The sequence below is a fragment of the Desulfurivibrio dismutans genome, from assembly GCF_029210385.1.
Lineage (GTDB): Bacteria > Desulfobacterota > Desulfobulbia > Desulfobulbales > Desulfurivibrionaceae > Desulfurivibrio > Desulfurivibrio dismutans.
Window position 1 is genome coordinate 131858 of record NZ_JARGDQ010000007.1, and the last position, 17177, is coordinate 149034.

Genomic DNA, 17177 nt, shown 5'->3' on the forward strand with positions numbered 1-17177 from the left:
GACTTAACACCATGAAAGTGAAACGCTTCGAAGCTCCGGACACCAAAAGCGCCCTGGCCCTGGTCAAGGAGGAACTGGGCCCGGATGCGGTCATCCTGTCGACCAAAACCCTGCCCCGGGCACCGGGTCGCGCCCCGGTGGTCGAAGTTGTGGCGGCGGTGGATTTCGCGGTGGAAAACATGGCGGTAACCGATCATCAGGCGCAGCGCCGGGTCAACGGGCGGCGGACGCCGCAGGCGGCCACCGAACCGATCCACACGGGACGGTCGACCACCACCAGTGAGCAGCGACAACCGGCCTGGCCCGTCCCCCGCCGCGGGGCCTGGCGGCCGCCGGCAATGGACCCTCAGACCGGGCCGGGTGCAGCACTGTACGCCGATGACGAGCCAGTGGCCGGCGTCAACCTGAGCCGCGAGGCCAGGTTACTGCAACAGCGTTTTGCCGGTTGCAATCTTGACCCCCAACAGCGTCAAAACGCCAACGCCATGTCAGATTCCCCGACACCCCGGTCGGACCGGCCAGCCGAAGGTAAAAAGTCGCGCCCCACGCCGGAAGAAGTGGCCCACTGGCGCAACCAGATCCTGGACCAGTTGGCGGTGCGCCCCCTGCAGGTGGGCGGCAGCGCCGAACCTCTGGTGATCGCCCTGGTGGGCCCCACCGGGGTGGGCAAAACCACCACCGCCGCCAAAATCGCCGCCTGGTTCAGCCTGCACGAAAACGCCCGGGTGGCCCTGTTCTCCATGGACTGCTACCGCATCGGGGCCACCGACCAACTGCGCACCTATGCCCGGATCATGCGGCTGCCCTGCGAAATCATCCTGCGCCGGCAGGACCTGAAGACAGCCCTGCACAAGCACCAGCAAAAGGACCTGATCATCATCGACACCGCCGGCAAGAGCCCTTTCGATGAAGACCATATTCCCGAGCTGAGCCGCTGGTTTGCCGACCACGGCGGGATTATGCCCTACCTGGTGCTGAGCGCCACGGCCAAAAAGGAGGATATCAACCACATTATAGCCACCTACCGCCCCCTGGGAGTGCCGGCGGCGATTCTGACCAAGCTGGATGAAACCCGGGCTTACGCCGCATTATGCCAGCAGATGACCCGGGCCGAGCTGCCCATCGCCTGTCTCTGCACCGGACAGAAGGTGCCGGAGGACTTTTTGCCCGCCGACAAGGATTTCCTCAAAACCCTGTTCGGCGACGGTTGGGATGCCGCCATGCGGCAGCAAGAAGCGGCTGCCGTCAACGACGGCTGGCTTGCACCGTAAAAACAAAACTGAATTGAGCTGGATATTTACACTGAAAGAATAAAATAATGCGGGGATATTTAAGATGACCCAAGCGCAGACCCTGGAAAGAATGATGAACAAGAAAAGCGCCCCCGGTCCGACGCCCGGCCTCGTCGCCGGGAGCAAACGACCGCCCCGGGTGATCTCGGTCACCAGCGGCAAGGGCGGGGTGGGCAAGAGCAACATCGCCACCAACCTGGCCTACGCCCTGCGACAGCAGGGCTTAAAAACCCTGGTACTGGACGCCGACTTGAACCTGGCCAACGTCGACATCCTGCTGGGCCTGACCCCCAAATACAACCTCCAGCACGTCTTCAGCGGCGAAAAGGGTCTGCGCGATATCCTCATTGAAGGGCCGGGCAACATCAAGATCTTGCCGGCCAGCTCCGGCATCATGGAACTGGCCGACCTCAACGAAAACCAGCGTCTCTATTTCCTGGCCGAAATGGAGGCCCTGGAAACCGAGATCGATGTGCTGATTATCGACACCGCTGCCGGCATCAACAACAACGTCATTTATTTCAACCTGGCGGCCCAGGAGCGGCTGGTGGTGCTGACCCCGGAACCCACCTCGCTCACCGACGCCTACGCCTTGATCAAGGTTTTAAGCACCCGGCACGACATCAAAAAATACCGCTTTCTAATCAACCAGGCCCGCTCGGAAAAGGAAGCCATCGCGGTGTACCGCAAGCTCTGCCTGGTCACCGACCGTTTTCTCGGCAGCCTGTCGTTGGATTACCTGGGCTACATCCCCTACGACGCCAAACTGCCCCAGGCGGTGCGCAGCCAGCGACTGGTCTGTGATCTTTTCCCGGACTCGCCCGCCGGCCGCACCTTTACCCGGCTGGCGGAAACCATCGCGGCGGAAAAACCCCACCGGGAGCAGGACGGCAATATCAAATTTTTCTGGCAGGGACTTTTCGGGGGTTGATAAATGATGCAAAAAAACCCGAACCCGACCAAATTCAAGGATTACACCAGCGCCTATTTCGGCCGGCAGAACCAGCTCGACCCGGCCCGGCGCGAGGAACTGATCCTGCATTACACCCCGCTGATCAAGTACATCGCCAACCGCCTGGCCTCTCGGCTACCGCCCCAGGTGGCGGTGGACGACCTGATCAGTTGCGGTATTGTCGGCTTGATAGACGCCATCAACAAGTTCGATCCGACCAAAAACGTCCAGTTCAAAACCTACGCCGAGTTCCGCATCAAAGGCGCCATGCTGGACGAACTGCGGGCCCTGGACTGGGTGCCCCGTTCCATCCGGCGCAAGGTCACCGAGTTGGAGCAGATCTGCAGCGAGCTGGAGGTCAAACTGGGCCGGCCGGCCACCGACGAAGAAACCGCCGAGGCGCTGGGTATCAGCCTGGAGGAGTACCACCGGCTGCTGGACGAAACCAAATCGGTCAGTTTCCTGGATATCGAATACCTGCGGCGCCAGGCCCCGGCGGAAATCGAGGGCAATCTGGCGGAGGTTTTTGGCAGTGACGACAAGGACCCCTTTGCCGCCCTTAACCTGGGTGAAACCAAAGAGCTGCTGGCCAGGGCAATCAACGAACTGCCGAAAAAAGAAAAGCTCACCGTGGCCCTTTACTACCAAGAAGAGTTGACCATGCGGGAAATAGGCGAGGTGCTGGGTTACACCGAAAGCCGGATCTCCCAGATGCACAGCAAGGCCATGCTGCGGCTGCGCGGTAAGCTTAAAAAAACCCTCGAAGCATAGGTTATAAATTTTCGCTTGTACTTTGCAGTGGTTCTCAATATATTCGAATATTTGATGACCTCTAGCTTGAGGGCCGGGAACCAGCGCCCCTCGCCTGCCCTAAAAAATACCGCTCGGAGGAGTTATGGCAGCAGATCCGAATATGAAAATCATGGTGGTGGATGACTTTGCGACCATGCGCCGCATTGTCAAAAATATTCTCAACCAACTGGGGTTCAAAAACATCGTCGAGGCCGACGACGGCAGCACCGCGCTTAACACCCTCAAACAGGAGAAGGTGGATCTAATCATCTCCGACTGGAACATGCCCAAGATGACCGGGCTGGACCTGCTTAAGGCGGTACGGGCCGATGCCAACATGGCCGACACCCCTTTTATCATGGTCACCGCCGAGGCCCAGCAGGACAACATCATCCTGGCAGTCAAGGCCAAAGTCAGCCAGTACATCGTCAAACCTTTTACGGCGGAAGTACTGGGCGAAAAGATGGAAAAGATCTTCGGTAGCTGAGCGACGGGATAAATTTCCATGGCGCAGGAGAAAGGCTCCGACCAGGGCGATCTTGGCTCCCCGCCGGCAATCCTGGACAAACTTGGCGATAACGACTGGGGTGACGACTGGGAAGCCGCCTTTCAATCCGAGGACCAGGAAGCCGACGAAGAAGAACTGGCCGGGGAATTCAGCTTCGACGACGACGAGGAGAAGGCGGATCGGACCACCGGCCCATCCCCCGCCGAAGAGGTCGACAACGCTACAAACAGCCCAGGCGGCGGCCCCGGGCTCTTCTCCCGACTGGCCGGAATTGCCCAGCTTCTCCCCGCCCTGCTCCGCCTGCCCCAAAACCTGTGGCGCAGCTTCCAGGGCCTGGGCACCCCACAAAAAATCGTCGGCGGCGTTATCTTCCTTACCCTGCTGTTGAGTCTGCTGCTTTTCTATACTCTCACCCGCCCCCCCGTCACCCGGGACATTATATTACCCGACGATCCTTTTGGCCTGCGAGAATCCCTGGAGATCGCCGCCCCGGCCGAACCGGCCGCTACCCCGCCCCCGGCCGAGATTCCGGAGCCAACCGCCTCCGCCGCCGAACCGGAACCACCGCCCAGCCCGCCGCCGCCTGAACCTGATCGCCACCGACTTTCCCTGCCTGATTTCCTCATCCCCGTACCTGGCGACACCGGGCATGGCGACGTTTTTCTCCATCTCGACCTGACCCTTACCGTCCAGGCGCCACCGGGTGAACCGCTGAAGCCGGTGATTACGGGCCAACTCCGGGAAAGCGTCTATAATTTTTACCGCCGCCAGGACCCCGCCACCCTGCGACGCTACTCATTGGCCCGGGGCGACATGCTGCGGGATCTCCGACTCTGGCTGGAAGAACAACACCCGGAGCTGGCCGCCGACTCCATATCATTCGATCGTTACTGGATTAACTAGGACGCCCTCGCAAAAACCCGTCAAACGTGTTGGCTGATAACGTGGGAACTTAGAGTTACAAAGCGTACCCGTCAGCGGTGCGGATTTTGGCGACGCCGACAACTAAGGAACAAGCCATGAAGAAGATTGAAGAGGTAACCCGGGCCGGCACCGGCAAGCGCGAGGACGAGACCCGATGATCGCCCTGTCGGATGAGCTGAACCGCCGGATGGAGCAGTTGCTGGCCTGGATTCGCCGGAAACCGGAGGTAACGGAAAACCGCTGGCTCCGCAGGCTGCGCGAGATGATGCTGGTCCTGCTGATTTTCGCCCGGGAGTTCAGCCGGGACCGGATCCCGCTGCGAGCCAGCGCCCTGACCTTTACCATTATCCTTTCCCTGGTTCCCACCCTGGCCTTGGGTACCGCAGTCCTCAAGGGCCTGGGTGCCGGCGACCAAATGCGCCAGGCGGCCCATCGCTTCATCGACCAGATGGAAAGCGCCGCTAGCATTTGGGGCGAGTCGGAGGCGGGGAGCAGCGAACGGCACTTCTCGGCCCCGTCCACCCAAGACCTACCCGTTGACGCCGCCGCAGACAACCAGGCGGCGACTTACGCCCCTGACCAAGCACCTTCGCTAAGCCGCGCCCCCCCCGCCGACGAGGAGCCGGCCAGCAGCAGTGCACACCTGCGTCAGGCCATTGACCAAATCTTCGACTACGTGGAAGCCACCGACTTCACCACCCTGGGCGCCTTTGGGATCATCGGCCTGGTGGCGGCGGTGATTATCGTGCTGGGTAGCATCGAACGCTCGATGAACGCCATCTGGCAAACCAGCGGCGGCCGCCCCATGGGTCGCCGGCTGATGGATTACCTGGCCCTGATGATCATGCTGCCGCTGGCGGTCAACCTCACTTTAGCCACCGAGGCCACCCTGCAAAGCGAGGCCCTGCAGGCACGGCTGCGCATCTTCATCCCCCTGGAAGGGCTGGAAAGCTTTTTGGTGAGCCTTATCCCCCTGCTGCTGCTGACCGTCACCTTCACCCTGCTCTACCGTTTTCTGCCCGCCACCCGAGTCAAGTTCACCCCGGCCTTGATCGGGGCCTTCTTCGGCGCCGTGGCCTGGCTGCTGGTCCAGGGGCTGTACCTCAAGCTGCAGATCGGGGTGGCCCGCTACAACGCCATCTACGGCTCCTTTGCCACCCTGCCCTTGTTTCTGGTCTGGCTGCAGCTCTGCTGGACCATCTTCCTGGCCGGTGCCGAGATGTCGTTCGCCACCCAGGCCCGCCACAACTACCGCTGGGACGACGAGGAGCTAAGCCCGGCCAACCGGCTTACCCTGGCCTTCACCCTGCTGCTCAAGGCGCAGGAAAATTTCCAAAACCGCCAACTCAGCGACCCGGCCCGCCTGGCCACCGAACTGCAGCAACCGGAACTGGTCATCCACCGGGTGGCCGGCGAGCTGGTCAGCCACCAACTGCTGCGCTACTACCAGGACCCGGAAAACCAGGTCCACGGCTACCTGCCGAGCACCCCCCTGAACCAGGTAAAACCGGTAGAAGTGATGGACATCATCCTGGGCACCGACATCCCCCCCCTGGCCGGCGCCACCCTGACCCAAGAAGCCCTTTCCGCCGCAAGGCAAGCGCTTTCATCGAAAACTTTTCACGACAACGGATGGCAACAACCCACGAGCGTCCCCGGGGTGCCGGCCCCACCGGATGCCGCGGGTTTGCCCGCCGCCGAGCGCACGGACGCGCAGGAGGCGGCGGGCGCCTCGGAGGCGGGCATGGATGCCCGCCGAGAATGAGCGGCATCCGGTGGGGCCGGCACCCCCAAACTGGCGAATGCAACAACCATAAGTTAAGGGAAGGGATTGCATGATCCGCATGCAGCAAGTAAGCAAAACCTTCGACCACGGCCAAACCTTCGCCGTGCAAGAGGTCAACCTGGAGGTGGCCGACGGTGAAACCCTGGTGCTACTGGGCACCTCCGGTTGCGGCAAGACCACCACCCTGAAGATGATCAACCGCCTGGTGGAACCCAGCAGTGGCATAATCGAGGTGGACGGCCGCAACGTCATGGACTGCCCTCTGCAGAAATTGCGCCGCAACATCGGCTACGCCTTCCAGGGGGTCGGGCTTTTTCCACACTTCACAGTGGGGGAAAACATCACCATCGGCCTGCGCCTGGATGGACGGCCCAAGAAAGAAAGACTGGCCCGGGCCCGGGAAATGCTGGCCCTGGTGGCCCTGGAGGAGGAGTTCATCGACCGCTACCCCCATCAGCTTTCCGGCGGCCAACAGCAGCGGGTGGGGGTAGCCCGGGCCCTGGCCGGGGCCCCGAAAAATCTGCTGATGGACGAACCCTTCGGCGCCCTGGATGCCATCACCCGGGACACCCTGCAAAAGGAGTATCTCAAGCTGCAGCGGGAGTTGAACAAGACAGTGATCTTCGTCACCCACGACATCATCGAGGCCCTCACCGTGGCCGACCGGATTGCGGTGATGCACGCCGGCCGTATCGAACAGGTGGGCAGCAAAACGGAGATTCTGCAGCAGCCGGCCACCGACTTTGTCCGCCACCTCTTTGCCAAGCCGGCGGAGCAACTCCGGGATTATTGGGAGGCCATGCATGAGTGAGTCCGCCCTGGCCCTGTTTTTGGCCAGCCATGCCACCGAACTGGGGCAGAAAACGGTGGAGCATCTGCTGCTTACCGGGATCTCCACCGGTTTGGCCATCGGCCTGGGTCTACCGCTGGGGGTTCTGGTGGCCAAAAACAGCCTGGTGCGGGGGCCGGTGCTGGGTATCGTGGGAGTTTTTCAGACCATCCCCAGCCTGGCCATGCTGGCCTTTCTGCTGCCCCTGCTGGGCATCGGCTTCAAACCGGCGATTACCGCCCTGACCCTTTACGCCCTGCTGCCCATCGTACGCAACACCTACACCGGCCTGGCGGGCATTGACCGGGATATCATTGAAGCCGCCGCCGGCCTGGGTTTTACCGAACGGCAAAAGCTGCTGCTCATCGAACTGCCTCTGGCCACCCCGGTGATCATCGCCGGCATCCGCACCGCCGCGGTGATCGGGGTGGGGATTGCCACCCTGTCGTCGTTCATCGGCGCCGGCGGCCTGGGCGATTACATCAACCGCGGGCTGGCCATGAACAACACCCAACTGATCCTGCTGGGCGCCTGCTCGGCGGCGATACTGGCCCTAATCATCGATTTCCTGCTGGGCCTGCTGGGCCGCGCCCTGCGAAAAGCCTGAAACGCACAATCAATAAAGGAGGGACTATATGACCTGCAAAAAGATTCTTGTCGTGCTGCTGCTCTGGCCTTTGTTGCTGGCCGGCTGCGGTGACCGGGACAAGAACGGCGACGGCATGGTGATCATCGGCTCCAAGAACTTCACCGAGCAGTTTATCCTGGCTGAAATCATGGCCCAGCTCATTGAAGCCCATACCGAACTTACGGTACGCCGCACCTTCAACCTGGGCGGCACCATGATCTGCCACCAGGCTCTGTTGGAAGGGGCAATCGACCTTTACCCCGAATACACCGGCACTGCCCTGAGTGCCATTTTAAACGAGGATCCCGGCCTGGACGCCGATGAGGCCCTGGAACTGGTGCGCACCCGTTACCGCCGGGAATTCGGGGTCGACTGGCTGGACCCATTCGGCTTCAATAACACTTACGCCCTTACCGTAAGAGCCGCGGAGGCCGCTGAACACGGCTGGCAAAGCATCGGCGACCTGGCAGCGGCGGCGGGCGATCTACAGGCCGGTTTCACCGCCGAGTTCATCGAGCGCAGTGACGGCTACCCCGGCCTGCGACAGGCTTACGGCCTCAACATCGGCGGCATCCGGGACATGGACCCGGGCCTGATGTACCAGGCCATCGCCGCCGGCAATGTCGACGTCATTTCAGCCTTTTCCACCGACGGACGGATTCCCGCTTACCAGTTGCAACCGCTGATCGACGACCGAGGTTTTTTCCCGCCCTACTACGCCGCCCCGTTGCTGCGCAACGAAGTGGCCCGGCGCTATCCGGAAGTCCCCCAAACCCTGGCCCTGCTGGCCGGGGCCATCAACAACGCCACCATGCAGCGACTCAACCACCAGGTGGACGAAGAAAAAAAAGCCATCCAGAAGGTGGCCACCGCTTTTCTTAATGAACTTGACCTGATATAAGAGGGGTGAGATAAAAAATCAACCTGCAGGAGAATGCCATGTACACCATGAAACTGTTACTGCTGACCGGGATGCTGGTGTTGTTCGGAGCCGGGGCGGCGCTGGCGGAGTTTGTTGAGAAGCGCTACGAGGCGACCATCGATGAGGATGGTGTACAAAGAGTGGCAATGGAAGGGGGGGAATATTATTTCGACCCCAACGTGGTGGTGGTCAAGGTCAACGTGCCGGTGGAGCTGAACGTCCGGGATACCGGAGGTATTGCGCCCCACGACATTGTGCTCCATGCCCCGGAGGCGGGGATTGATTTTGCGGTGGATTACGGTCGCGAACCAGTAACCATCAGCTTCACCCCCACCAAGGTCGGCGAATATGAATTTGACTGCAGTAAACGCTTTCTCTTTTTCAAAAGCCACCGGGACCGGGGCATGCACGGTATTCTGAAGGTCGTGGAATAAAAGCTGAACAGTTACGTGCCAGAGTGAGCTGAATAGTTACTAAAATTGAAGACTAAGGAGGTTCCGCCATGCTCCCCATTGGCGAGGAACTACCCCAGGCCATTCGGCAACTGATTCCCTGGCTGGCCTTGGGGCACGGCGTTTTTCTGGCCCTGCTGCTGCTGTTTTTTATCTATCAGGCCCGGCTGGGCCGCCGCATCCGGCTCCGGCGGCAGGCCGGCGAACCACCGACCGGCCATGCTGCTCAGGTGGTCCGCCGACACCGCCACCTGGGGCCCCGGCTGGCCCTGCTCTGCGTGCTGGGTTTTACCGCCGGGCTGGTCATCGTTTTCCTGGACATGGGCCGGATTGCCGTCTACCCGCCCCACCTGCTGCTGGGGCTGGCCATTGTACTAACCGTAGGTGGCCTTTACGCCGCCTCCCGGCAGATCAGGCCCGATGACACTCTCTGGCGGCATCGCCACCGCCGCCTGGGCATCCTGTTGCTCTGCCTTTACCCACCGCAATTGCTGCTGGGGCTGGCGGTGCTGCTGTAGGACATTGCCGACCAAAACAGCTTTTTATTCCTTAGTTATTCGTTGACATGCTGACAGGCAGCCGCTAGTAGTAAGCAATACGGTTTTTGATGGGCAAGCTGGGCGGATTGTCGTCAGCATCAGTTTTTTTGTCTGGGAGGAGATAAGTGATTCCCCATCACCCACCATCACCTTTGTGTGCAGCATTTCGGCTGCGAAGGTTTCAGCATGAATAGCAATGAACAGCTTTCAGCCGAGGAGTTGAGCGCCTTTGTTGATATTTGCAAGCACCCCACTGTTGTGGAATCTTTGGCAGTAGCAACCCCCCAGCCCCAGCATCTTCCCGGGAAGCAAAAAAGGTTTTTCCGCCTGGAGCGGCATCTTCCGGTCGTTTTGAAGGTTAACGGCAATGCTATGCCTGCCGAGGCAATCAATATCGGGCTCGGCGGAGCCCTTCTCCGGGGACCTTTTGGCGTTTTTATCCGCGGCTACCTGGAACTGCCGGTTGGCAAAAAGGTCGAGGTTGAGGTTGAACTCCCCAAACCCAAGTCAGTAATCACCCTGGAAGGAAGTGTTTGTTGGCGGAAAATAAAGCAGGGGCAGGTAACCGGACTTGGAATTCGCTTTTTTGCTCATCCTGTTGAAACTATTTGGGCCATTATTGCCAACATAGATCAGGCAATAAAGGACGACTTAGCCGCTGTTGACTGAACAAGAGCAAAAACCGCCACGCTCATGGTCCGAAGGTAACCAAGCGGTTCCGCCCGGCGCTCTTGCCCATGTACAGCCTTTGATCCGCTACCGAAAAAAGCCTTTCAATGCTTTTGCCATCATCGGGAAAAGAAGCAACTCCAACCGTAATAGTAAGTTTTTCCCGCTGAGCCGTACTTGGCGGGGCCAGTCCTTTTTGTTCCACTTCCCGGCGGAGCTTTTCCGCCAGGAAAGCGGCGGCAGAGGCTGGGGTGTTCGGCAGCAGTACCGCAAACTCCTCCCCTCCATAGCGAGCCAGGACATCGCTCTGTCGAATTATACATTTCAAGGAAGCGACCAGTTCGCGCAGGACCTGGTCACCATAGAGGTGACCGTAGTTGTCGTTAACCTTTTTAAAGCGGTCAATATCCAGCAATATCAAAGAAAAAGCATCGTTGCTCCGCAAGCTTTTGCTTAACTCCTTATTAGCGTAGTCGTATAAAAAACGGCGATTGTAGGTCCCGGTCAATTCATCATGCATTGCCTCTTGCCGAGCCTTTTCAAAAAGACGGGTCCGCTCCAGAGCAAAGGCCATATTCTGGACCAACGAGCAAAAGAACACCTCGTCATCCTGGCGAAAATAACGGCCATCTTTTTTGTGAATATTCAAAAGCCCGAAAACCCGCCCATCGGCACCGAGCAGCGGCAACGAGAGCAGAGAGCTGACATTGGGCAACCTCCCCTTATAGAGCACAAAACGCACGTCATTATCAATATTCTGTAATAAAAGCGGCTTGCCACTCTCAATAACTGAGGCGAACAAACCTTTGTCTTCACGAAAAATCAGGTCGTCGGTGATATCCATCAAGTCTTCATCGGCGGCCCAGATCTCAAAAAAACCGCTCCCCTCATCCTTCAGCAGCAGGTAAAACTCCTCCAGTTCGAGTGTTTTTTTTAGCAATTCGACAATATTGACCAGCAGCGAACTTACTTTCACGGCCATGCCGCACGTTTTGCTGGCGGAGTAGAGCTGATAAAGCTTATGCAGTCGCCCCTGCAGGACTTCGTTATCTTGCTTGGCGGACAGAAAAAGGCTGTCATCCATCCCTGCCAAAGGGCTTGTTGACGGTCCCATCATTTCAATTCCCCTCTTATAAATGCTTAATTGGCAAGAAACAAAGGTAGCGGTTTTCTTTTTCTAGGCTCCCATTACCTGCAACAGCTCGGTGGTCTTGGCCCGCATCAGTGCTTCATCGGCGCGGGATTCCACGTTGAGCCGCACCACCGGTTCGGTGTTGGACGAACGCAGGTTGAAGCGCCAGTCGGCAAACTCCAAAGAAAGACCGTCGGTGCGGTCCACCGCCAGGGCCGCCGGGGCAAATCGCGCTTCCACCCGGGCCAGCACCGCCGCCGGGTCCGCCAGCCGCCGGTTGATCTCGCCGCTGGCCGGGAAAAGCCGCATCCGTTCGCCCACCAGGGCGGACAACGACCGGTTCCGACGGCAGATCAGTTCCAGCACCAGCAACCAGGGAATCATGCCGCTGTCGCAATAGGCGAATTCGCGAAAATAGTGGTGGGCGCTCATCTCGCCGCCGTACACCGCATCCTCGGCCCGCATCCGCTCCTTGATGAAGGCATGGCCGGTCTTGCTCATCACCGGCACCCCGCCGGCCTGCTGCACCACATCGACGGTGTTCCAGGTCAGGCGGGGATCATGAATAATCCGCGCACCGGGATGTTTGTTTAAAAAAACCTCGGCCAGCAGGCCGACGATATAATATCCTTCAATGAAGCGTCCGGTTTCGTCAAACAGGAAACAGCGATCGAAGTCACCGTCCCAGGCAATGCCGACATCGGCTCCGTGTTCACGCACCGCCGCCGCCGTGGCCTGCCGGTTTTCAGGCAGCAAAGGATTGGGAATTCCATGGGGAAAAGTACCATCCGGCTGATGATGCACCCGGATGAATTCAAAGGGCAGGTGCGGCGCCAGGGCATCCAGCACCGGTCCGGCGCAGCCGTTACCGGCATTAACCACCACTTTCAGAGGCTTGAGCTTTGCCGGCGACACATAAGAAAGCAGGTGGCGGATGTACTGCTCGCGGAAATTACCGGCCGCAACCTCCCCCCGCCGGTCCGCCGCGGGCAATCGGCCGCCGGCCACCAGCTCCCGAATGGCCTGCAGGCCGGAATCGCCACTGATGGGCCGGGCCCCGTGGCGTACCAGTTTCATCCCGTTGTAATCGGCCGGATTATGGCTGGCGGTAACCATGATCCCGCCGGTAAAACCACCGCTGAAGGCGGCATGATAAATCTCCTCGGTGCCGCACAGGCCGATATCCACCACCCCGCATCCCCCATCGCACAAGCCCTCGGCCAGGGCCGCGCTCAATTCGCCGCTGGAAAGTCGGATGTCCTGGCCGATCACCACCCGGCCAGGACCGAAAACCTCCCCAAAGGCCCAGCCAATGGCCCGGGCCACCCCGGCATTGAGCTCATCCGGCACCCGGCCACGGATATCGTAAGCCTTGAAGGCCGTTGTCGGATAGCTGCTGTTCTGTTCAGCGGCCATACTTGTCCTCCAGGCGAACGATGTCATCCTCGCCCAGGTAGCTGCCGGACTGCACTTCGATCAGTTCCAGGGTGATCTTGCCGGGGTTTTCCAGTCGGTGGGAAGACCCCAGGGGGATGTAGGTGGACTGGTTCTCGCTCAGCAGCATAACCTGGTCGCCGCAATTGATGCTGGCCGAGCCCTTGACCACGATCCAGTGTTCGGCCCGATGATAATGCTGCTGCAGCGAAAGACTGGCACCGGGCTTGACGGTGATCCGCTTCACCTGGAAACGCTCATCTTGGGCCAGTCCTTCGTAAGTTCCCCAGGGACGGTGCACCACCCGGTGCAAGCGGGCTTCATCCCGGTTCTGGGCCTTCAACTGCTCCACCACCTGCTTGACCTCCTGGTCCCGCCCCCGGTGGGCCACCAGCACTGCATCGGCGGTCTCCACCACCACCAGATCCTCTACCCCGACGGCAGCCAACAGGCGCCGGTCAGCATGGAGATAACAGTTGCGGCTGTCGGTGACCAGCACATCGCCCCGGCAGGCGTTGCCCTGCTCGTCACATTCACCCACCGCCATCAATGCCGACCAGGAACCGACATCGGACCAGCCGGCCTCGGGCAACGGCACCACCGCCGCAGCCGCGGTTTTTTCCATCACCGCGTAATCGATGGAATCCGCCGGACAGGCGGCAAACTCCTGCGCCGTCAGGCGAATGAAGTCCATATCCCGCTCCGCCTTGGCCCAGGCCCGGCGGCAGGCCGCCAGCATATCCGGCGCCAGCCGCTCCAGCTCCGCCAGCCAGACCGAGGCCCGCATCAAAAACATGCCGCTGTTCCAGTAATAACCCCCGTCATCAAGATACTGCCGGGCAGCGGCCAACTCGGGCTTTTCAATGAAACGCTCCACCCGGCAGGCCGCCGGAATAGGGCCGGCTTCCGCCCGACCGCTTTCCAACTCCTCGCCGGCCTTGATGTAGCCGTAACCGGTTTCCGCCCCGGTGGGTACGATGCCGAACGTCAACAAATGACCCTGCTCGGCCAAGGGCACGGCCACCGTCAAAGCCGCCGCCAGAATCTCCGGCCGGTTGAGCAGATGATCGGCCGGCAGCACCAGCAGCAAGGGATCGTCCCCCGCCGCCGTGGCCTGCAAAGCCGCCACCGCCAGAGCGGGGGCGGTGTTGCGCCCGCAGGGCTCCAGCATAATCCCCGCCGACTCCACCGCCACCTGACGCAGTTGCTCAGCCACCAAGAACCGATGGTCCTCGTTACAGACCACCAGCGGCGACCCCACCCCGGCGAAATCAGCCACCCGCAGGGCGGTTTCCTGCAGCATGGTACGCTTCCCGACCAGGGGCAAAAACTGTTTAGGGTACAGTTCCCGGGAAAGAGGCCAGAGCCTGGTGCCGGAACCGCCGGATAAAATAACGGGAACAATCATAAAAAATCCCCCTCAGGCAAATAAAAATTGTATCATACGGTGAAGACGTTTAATCATACCGGAGTGCCACTCAATGGGCAAGAAAAGACCGGACATCAACTTTGCACTGTTAACCAGGAGTAAACACAAAAAGCGCTTTTTCTGGCAGATACATTTGCCATTCATCACAATGTGTGCTAGAGGAAGTGTGTGCTAGAGGACACAAAGCTGCAATAAGTTTGTAACAAAAAAGTTAACAGTACACCACAAACCGAACGGTGCGACCGTTTGGCAGGAAAGATCTGTAAAAGCCAAATAACTTTGCTGGGAGCAGAGAGATGAAGGTTCCATACGGTGTTGCGTTTTTGGTCCTGCTGGCTGCAGGTCTTCTTTTCCCCTCCGTCGGCTCTCTGGCCCGAGCCGAAAACGGAGTTCAGCAGTCCGTGGCCGTCGGCAGTCTGCCAATATGGCTCCTCGACGTAACGAATGGAATTGGCTAAGTTGAGCGGCGGAAAAACCGTCACCCTCAACAGGAGCCGATCCCATGCAAAGTAACGACATTTTTGCCCTTGGCCTTGGCCTCACCGCACCCTGGAAACTGGTGGAACAACAATTGGATACCACTAAAACTCCCCATAGGCTGGATCTGCGAATAGCCGCCGATCGCGGCTCACTGTACCCCTGCCCGGAATGCGGCAAGTCCTGTAAGGCTCATGATTTCAAGGAAATGACCTGGCGTCATCTCAACTTTTTCCAGCATCACTGTTACATTACGGCCCCGGTTCCCCGCACCAACTGCCCGGAACATGGGATCAAGCGGATCGTCGTCCCCTGGGCCAGGGAGGGTAGCCATTTCACCCTGCTGTTCGAGCAAGTGGCCATGACCATACTCCGCGAGATGCCGGTTGCCGTCGCCGCTCGCCATATGGAGGTTACCGACAAGCGGCTGTGGCGGGTAGTTTTCCACTATGTAGGCAAGGCTATGGCGAAGCTTGACCTGCGAAACCTCAAGGCCCTTGCCTTGGACGAGACCAAGTCCCGGCGCCGGCACAAGTACGTCACCATCTTCATCGACCTTGACCGCCGTGAAAGACCGGTGGTCTTTGCCACTCCCGGCAAGGGGAAGGATACGGTCCAGCGCTTCACTCAGTTCCTCAAAGAACACGGCGGCAATCCGGACAACGTCCTGGAGGTGGTTTCCGACATGTCGGGGGCCTTCATCTCCTCCATCAAAACCCATTTCAAAAACTCCGAACTCACCGTGGACTGGTTCCATGTGGTTCAGCTTTTTACCAAAGCAGTCGAAGAAGTCCGCCGGGCCGAGGCCAAAGAGATCGCCATGCCCAAAACCACCCGCTGGGCGGTACTCAAAAATGCCGATGGCGCTTTGACCAACCGCCAGTTTGACGCCCTGGTCGAACTTGCCGCCCTGGATTTCCATACCGCCACCGCTTGGCGGGTCAAGGAGGCCCTGCGTTGGATTCGCAAGGCCACTACTGAACAAGGGGCCAAATGGCGGCTCTCCAACTTTCTCAACTATGCCCGCGAACTGATTGGACAAGAACCGATTCTGACCCCGGTCCGTAAAGCGGTCAACACCGTCGAAAAGCACCGACAGGCCATCGTGGCCCGATGGCGTTCCGATCACAGCAATGCCCGCCTGGAAGGGCTCAACAGCTTGTTTCAGGCTGCCAAAGCCAGAGCCCGGGGGTATCGCAAAGATCTAAGCTTCATCACTATCATTTACCTGATTGGGGCGCCCATTCAGGATTTACTCGTTTCCACATGAAACGTCGAGGAGCCAAACCACCTCCATCAGGGGTCAAGTCTTGACATGACAGTCTTAAGGCAGACCTCCATCAGGGGTCAAGTCTTGACATGACAGTCTTAAGGCAGACTGTCATGTCAAGACTTGACCCCTATTGTAATACTCCCGGTACCAGGCGGCGAAACGGCCGATGCCCTCTTCCACCGTGGTGTTGGGCTGGTAGTTAAAATCGCGCACCAGGTCGCTGACGTCGGCGAAGGTATCCGGCACGTCGCCGGGCTGCAGGGGCAGAAATTCTTTCTTCGCCGTTTTGCCCAGGGCATGCTCCAGGGCCGAAACGTAATCCATCAGCTCCACCTGCCGGTTATTGCCGATGTTGTAAACCCGCCAGGGGGCGGTGCTGCTGCCCGGGTCGGGATTATCGCCGGACCAGTCCGGGTTGGGGGCGGCGGGCTGATCCAGCACCCGCACCACCCCTTCGATGATGTCGTCGATAAAGGTAAAATCCCGCCGGTGCTTGCCGTAGTTGAAGATCTTGATCGGCTCATCGGCCATGATCGCCCGGGTAAACTTGGCCAGGGCCATGTCCGGCCGGTCCCAGGGTCCGTAAACGGTAAAGAAGCGCAGGCCGGTGGTGGGCAGACCGAACAGGTGGCTGTAGGTATGGGCCATCAGCTCGTTGGACTTCTTGCTGGCGGCATAGACCGACAACGGGTGATCGACGTTGTGGTGAACGGAAAAGGGCATGGCGGTGTTGGCCCCATACACCGAACTGGACGAGGCGTAGACCAGATGATCCACCCCGTGGTGGCGACAACCTTCCAGAATGTGGGCAAAGCCGACAATGTTGCTCTCCACGTAGGAGAGCGGATTTTCAATGGAATAACGCACCCCGGCCTGGGCCGCCAGATTCACCACCCGTTGGGGCTGGTGGGTGATAAAAACCTCTTCCACCGCCGACCGATCCGCCAAGTCGATACGGCAGTGAGTGTACTGAGGATGATCGGCGTGGCGCGCCAGCCGGGCCTCTTTGAGCGACGGGTCGTAGTAATCGTTGTGGTTGTCGATCCCCACCACCTCATCACCCCGCTCCAGCAGCCGCAGGGAAAGGGCGGAACCGATAAAGCCCGCCGCGCCGGTGATCAGTACTTTCATGTTATTAT

Annotated in this window: 17 protein-coding genes; 13 read left to right on the forward strand and 4 right to left on the reverse strand. The window is 59.5% G+C overall.

Going from position 1 to position 17177, the window contains the following annotated elements; translation table 11 throughout:
• The first annotated feature begins 11 nt into the window (after positions 1 to 11).
• The 12 genes from flhF to P0N66_RS09655 all read left to right on the forward strand — a co-directional run bounded on the left by flhF (position 12) and on the right by P0N66_RS09655 (position 10293).
• Positions 12 to 1271, forward strand: a complete 1260-nt coding sequence (gene flhF, locus P0N66_RS09600; protein ID WP_275804784.1) for a flagellar biosynthesis GTPase FlhF — start codon at positions 12 to 14, stop codon at positions 1269 to 1271.
• Positions 1272 to 1335: 64 nt separating this feature from the next.
• Entirely contained in the window at positions 1336 to 2223 is an 888-nt protein-coding gene (locus tag P0N66_RS09605) for a MinD/ParA family protein (RefSeq protein ID WP_275804786.1), read from the forward strand.
• Positions 2224 to 2226: 3 nt separating this feature from the next.
• Entirely contained in the window at positions 2227 to 3015 is a 789-nt protein-coding gene (locus P0N66_RS09610; protein ID WP_275804788.1) for a sigma-70 family RNA polymerase sigma factor, read from the forward strand.
• A gap of 124 nt (positions 3016 to 3139) precedes the next feature.
• Entirely contained in the window at positions 3140 to 3523 is a 384-nt protein-coding gene (locus P0N66_RS09615) for a response regulator (protein ID WP_275804790.1), read from the forward strand.
• An 18-nt stretch (positions 3524 to 3541) separates the two neighbouring features.
• Positions 3542 to 4447 (forward strand): hypothetical protein, encoded by a 906-nt coding sequence (locus P0N66_RS09620; RefSeq protein WP_275804792.1) that lies wholly within the window; start codon positions 3542 to 3544, stop codon positions 4445 to 4447.
• 175 nt (positions 4448 to 4622) lie between these two features.
• A complete protein-coding gene (locus tag P0N66_RS09625) occupies positions 4623 to 6233 on the forward strand; it encodes a YihY/virulence factor BrkB family protein (RefSeq protein WP_275804794.1) in 1611 nt (536 codons plus the stop codon).
• 70 nt (positions 6234 to 6303) lie between these two features.
• Positions 6304 to 7065: an ABC transporter ATP-binding protein gene (locus P0N66_RS09630; protein ID WP_275804796.1), complete on the forward strand. Its 762-nt coding sequence runs from the start codon at positions 6304 to 6306 to the stop codon at positions 7063 to 7065.
• Positions 7058 to 7690 (forward strand): ABC transporter permease, encoded by a 633-nt coding sequence (locus P0N66_RS09635; RefSeq protein WP_275804798.1) that lies wholly within the window; start codon positions 7058 to 7060, stop codon positions 7688 to 7690. The genes P0N66_RS09630 and P0N66_RS09635 overlap by 8 nt, the downstream gene beginning before the upstream one ends.
• Before the next feature lie 28 nt (positions 7691 to 7718).
• Positions 7719 to 8612: a glycine betaine ABC transporter substrate-binding protein gene (locus P0N66_RS09640; RefSeq protein ID WP_275804800.1), complete on the forward strand. Its 894-nt coding sequence runs from the start codon at positions 7719 to 7721 to the stop codon at positions 8610 to 8612.
• A gap of 38 nt (positions 8613 to 8650) precedes the next feature.
• Positions 8651 to 9067: a quinol oxidase gene (locus P0N66_RS09645; protein WP_275804803.1), complete on the forward strand. Its 417-nt coding sequence runs from the start codon at positions 8651 to 8653 to the stop codon at positions 9065 to 9067.
• A gap of 68 nt (positions 9068 to 9135) precedes the next feature.
• Positions 9136 to 9603, forward strand: a complete 468-nt coding sequence (locus P0N66_RS09650) for a DUF4079 family protein (protein ID WP_275804806.1) — start codon at positions 9136 to 9138, stop codon at positions 9601 to 9603.
• Positions 9604 to 9810: 207 nt separating this feature from the next.
• Complete coding sequence (locus tag P0N66_RS09655) at positions 9811 to 10293, forward strand: PilZ domain-containing protein (RefSeq protein WP_275804808.1); 483 nt, start codon at positions 9811 to 9813, stop codon at positions 10291 to 10293.
• A gap of 22 nt (positions 10294 to 10315) precedes the next feature.
• Here the strand turns inward: P0N66_RS09655 and P0N66_RS09660 are convergent, their stop codons facing one another.
• Genes P0N66_RS09660 through P0N66_RS09670 form a run of 3 tightly spaced genes read right to left on the reverse strand, consistent with a single transcriptional unit; the run spans position 10316 to position 14267 of the window.
• Positions 10316 to 11410 (reverse strand): sensor domain-containing diguanylate cyclase, encoded by a 1095-nt coding sequence (locus P0N66_RS09660; protein ID WP_338140554.1) that lies wholly within the window; start codon positions 11408 to 11410, stop codon positions 10316 to 10318.
• A gap of 60 nt (positions 11411 to 11470) precedes the next feature.
• The gene (locus P0N66_RS09665) at positions 11471 to 12841 is read right to left on the reverse strand and encodes a phosphohexomutase domain-containing protein (RefSeq protein ID WP_275804810.1); all 1371 of its coding nucleotides are present in this window, start codon (positions 12839 to 12841) and stop codon (positions 11471 to 11473) included.
• Complete coding sequence (locus P0N66_RS09670) at positions 12831 to 14267, reverse strand: mannose-1-phosphate guanylyltransferase/mannose-6-phosphate isomerase (protein ID WP_275804812.1); 1437 nt, start codon at positions 14265 to 14267, stop codon at positions 12831 to 12833. Before P0N66_RS09670 ends, P0N66_RS09665 begins: the two co-directional genes overlap by 11 nt.
• Positions 14268 to 14790: 523 nt before the next feature.
• On the opposite strand from P0N66_RS09670, the gene P0N66_RS09675 reads away from it, so the two are divergent.
• The gene (locus P0N66_RS09675; protein ID WP_275804814.1) at positions 14791 to 16035 is read left to right on the forward strand and encodes an ISL3 family transposase; all 1245 of its coding nucleotides are present in this window, start codon (positions 14791 to 14793) and stop codon (positions 16033 to 16035) included.
• A gap of 111 nt (positions 16036 to 16146) precedes the next feature.
• Here the strand turns inward: P0N66_RS09675 and P0N66_RS09680 are convergent, their stop codons facing one another.
• Positions 16147 to 17169, reverse strand: coding sequence for an NAD-dependent epimerase (locus P0N66_RS09680; protein WP_275804817.1), 1023 nt, complete (start codon positions 17167 to 17169; stop codon positions 16147 to 16149).
• Between the last annotated feature and the right edge of the window lie 8 nt (positions 17170 to 17177).

Coding starts and splice junctions, on each gene's coding strand:
- flhF (WP_275804784.1), top strand. CDS start 12: ATGAAAGTGAAACGCTTCGAAGCTCCGGACACCAAAAGCGCCCTGGCC.
- P0N66_RS09605 (WP_275804786.1), top strand. CDS start 1,336: ATGACCCAAGCGCAGACCCTGGAAAGAATGATGAACAAGAAAAGCGCC.
- P0N66_RS09610 (WP_275804788.1), top strand. CDS start 2,227: ATGATGCAAAAAAACCCGAACCCGACCAAATTCAAGGATTACACCAGC.
- P0N66_RS09615 (WP_275804790.1), top strand. CDS start 3,140: ATGGCAGCAGATCCGAATATGAAAATCATGGTGGTGGATGACTTTGCG.
- P0N66_RS09620 (WP_275804792.1), top strand. CDS start 3,542: ATGGCGCAGGAGAAAGGCTCCGACCAGGGCGATCTTGGCTCCCCGCCG.
- P0N66_RS09625 (WP_275804794.1), top strand. CDS start 4,623: ATGATCGCCCTGTCGGATGAGCTGAACCGCCGGATGGAGCAGTTGCTG.
- P0N66_RS09630 (WP_275804796.1), top strand. CDS start 6,304: ATGATCCGCATGCAGCAAGTAAGCAAAACCTTCGACCACGGCCAAACC.
- P0N66_RS09635 (WP_275804798.1), top strand. CDS start 7,058: ATGAGTGAGTCCGCCCTGGCCCTGTTTTTGGCCAGCCATGCCACCGAA.
- P0N66_RS09640 (WP_275804800.1), top strand. CDS start 7,719: ATGACCTGCAAAAAGATTCTTGTCGTGCTGCTGCTCTGGCCTTTGTTG.
- P0N66_RS09645 (WP_275804803.1), top strand. CDS start 8,651: ATGTACACCATGAAACTGTTACTGCTGACCGGGATGCTGGTGTTGTTC.
- P0N66_RS09650 (WP_275804806.1), top strand. CDS start 9,136: ATGCTCCCCATTGGCGAGGAACTACCCCAGGCCATTCGGCAACTGATT.
- P0N66_RS09655 (WP_275804808.1), top strand. CDS start 9,811: ATGAATAGCAATGAACAGCTTTCAGCCGAGGAGTTGAGCGCCTTTGTT.
- P0N66_RS09660 (WP_338140554.1), bottom strand. CDS start 11,410: ATGATGGGACCGTCAACAAGCCCTTTGGCAGGGATGGATGACAGCCTT.
- P0N66_RS09665 (WP_275804810.1), bottom strand. CDS start 12,841: ATGGCCGCTGAACAGAACAGCAGCTATCCGACAACGGCCTTCAAGGCT.
- P0N66_RS09670 (WP_275804812.1), bottom strand. CDS start 14,267: ATGATTGTTCCCGTTATTTTATCCGGCGGTTCCGGCACCAGGCTCTGG.
- P0N66_RS09675 (WP_275804814.1), top strand. CDS start 14,791: ATGCAAAGTAACGACATTTTTGCCCTTGGCCTTGGCCTCACCGCACCC.
- P0N66_RS09680 (WP_275804817.1), bottom strand. CDS start 17,169: ATGAAAGTACTGATCACCGGCGCGGCGGGCTTTATCGGTTCCGCCCTT.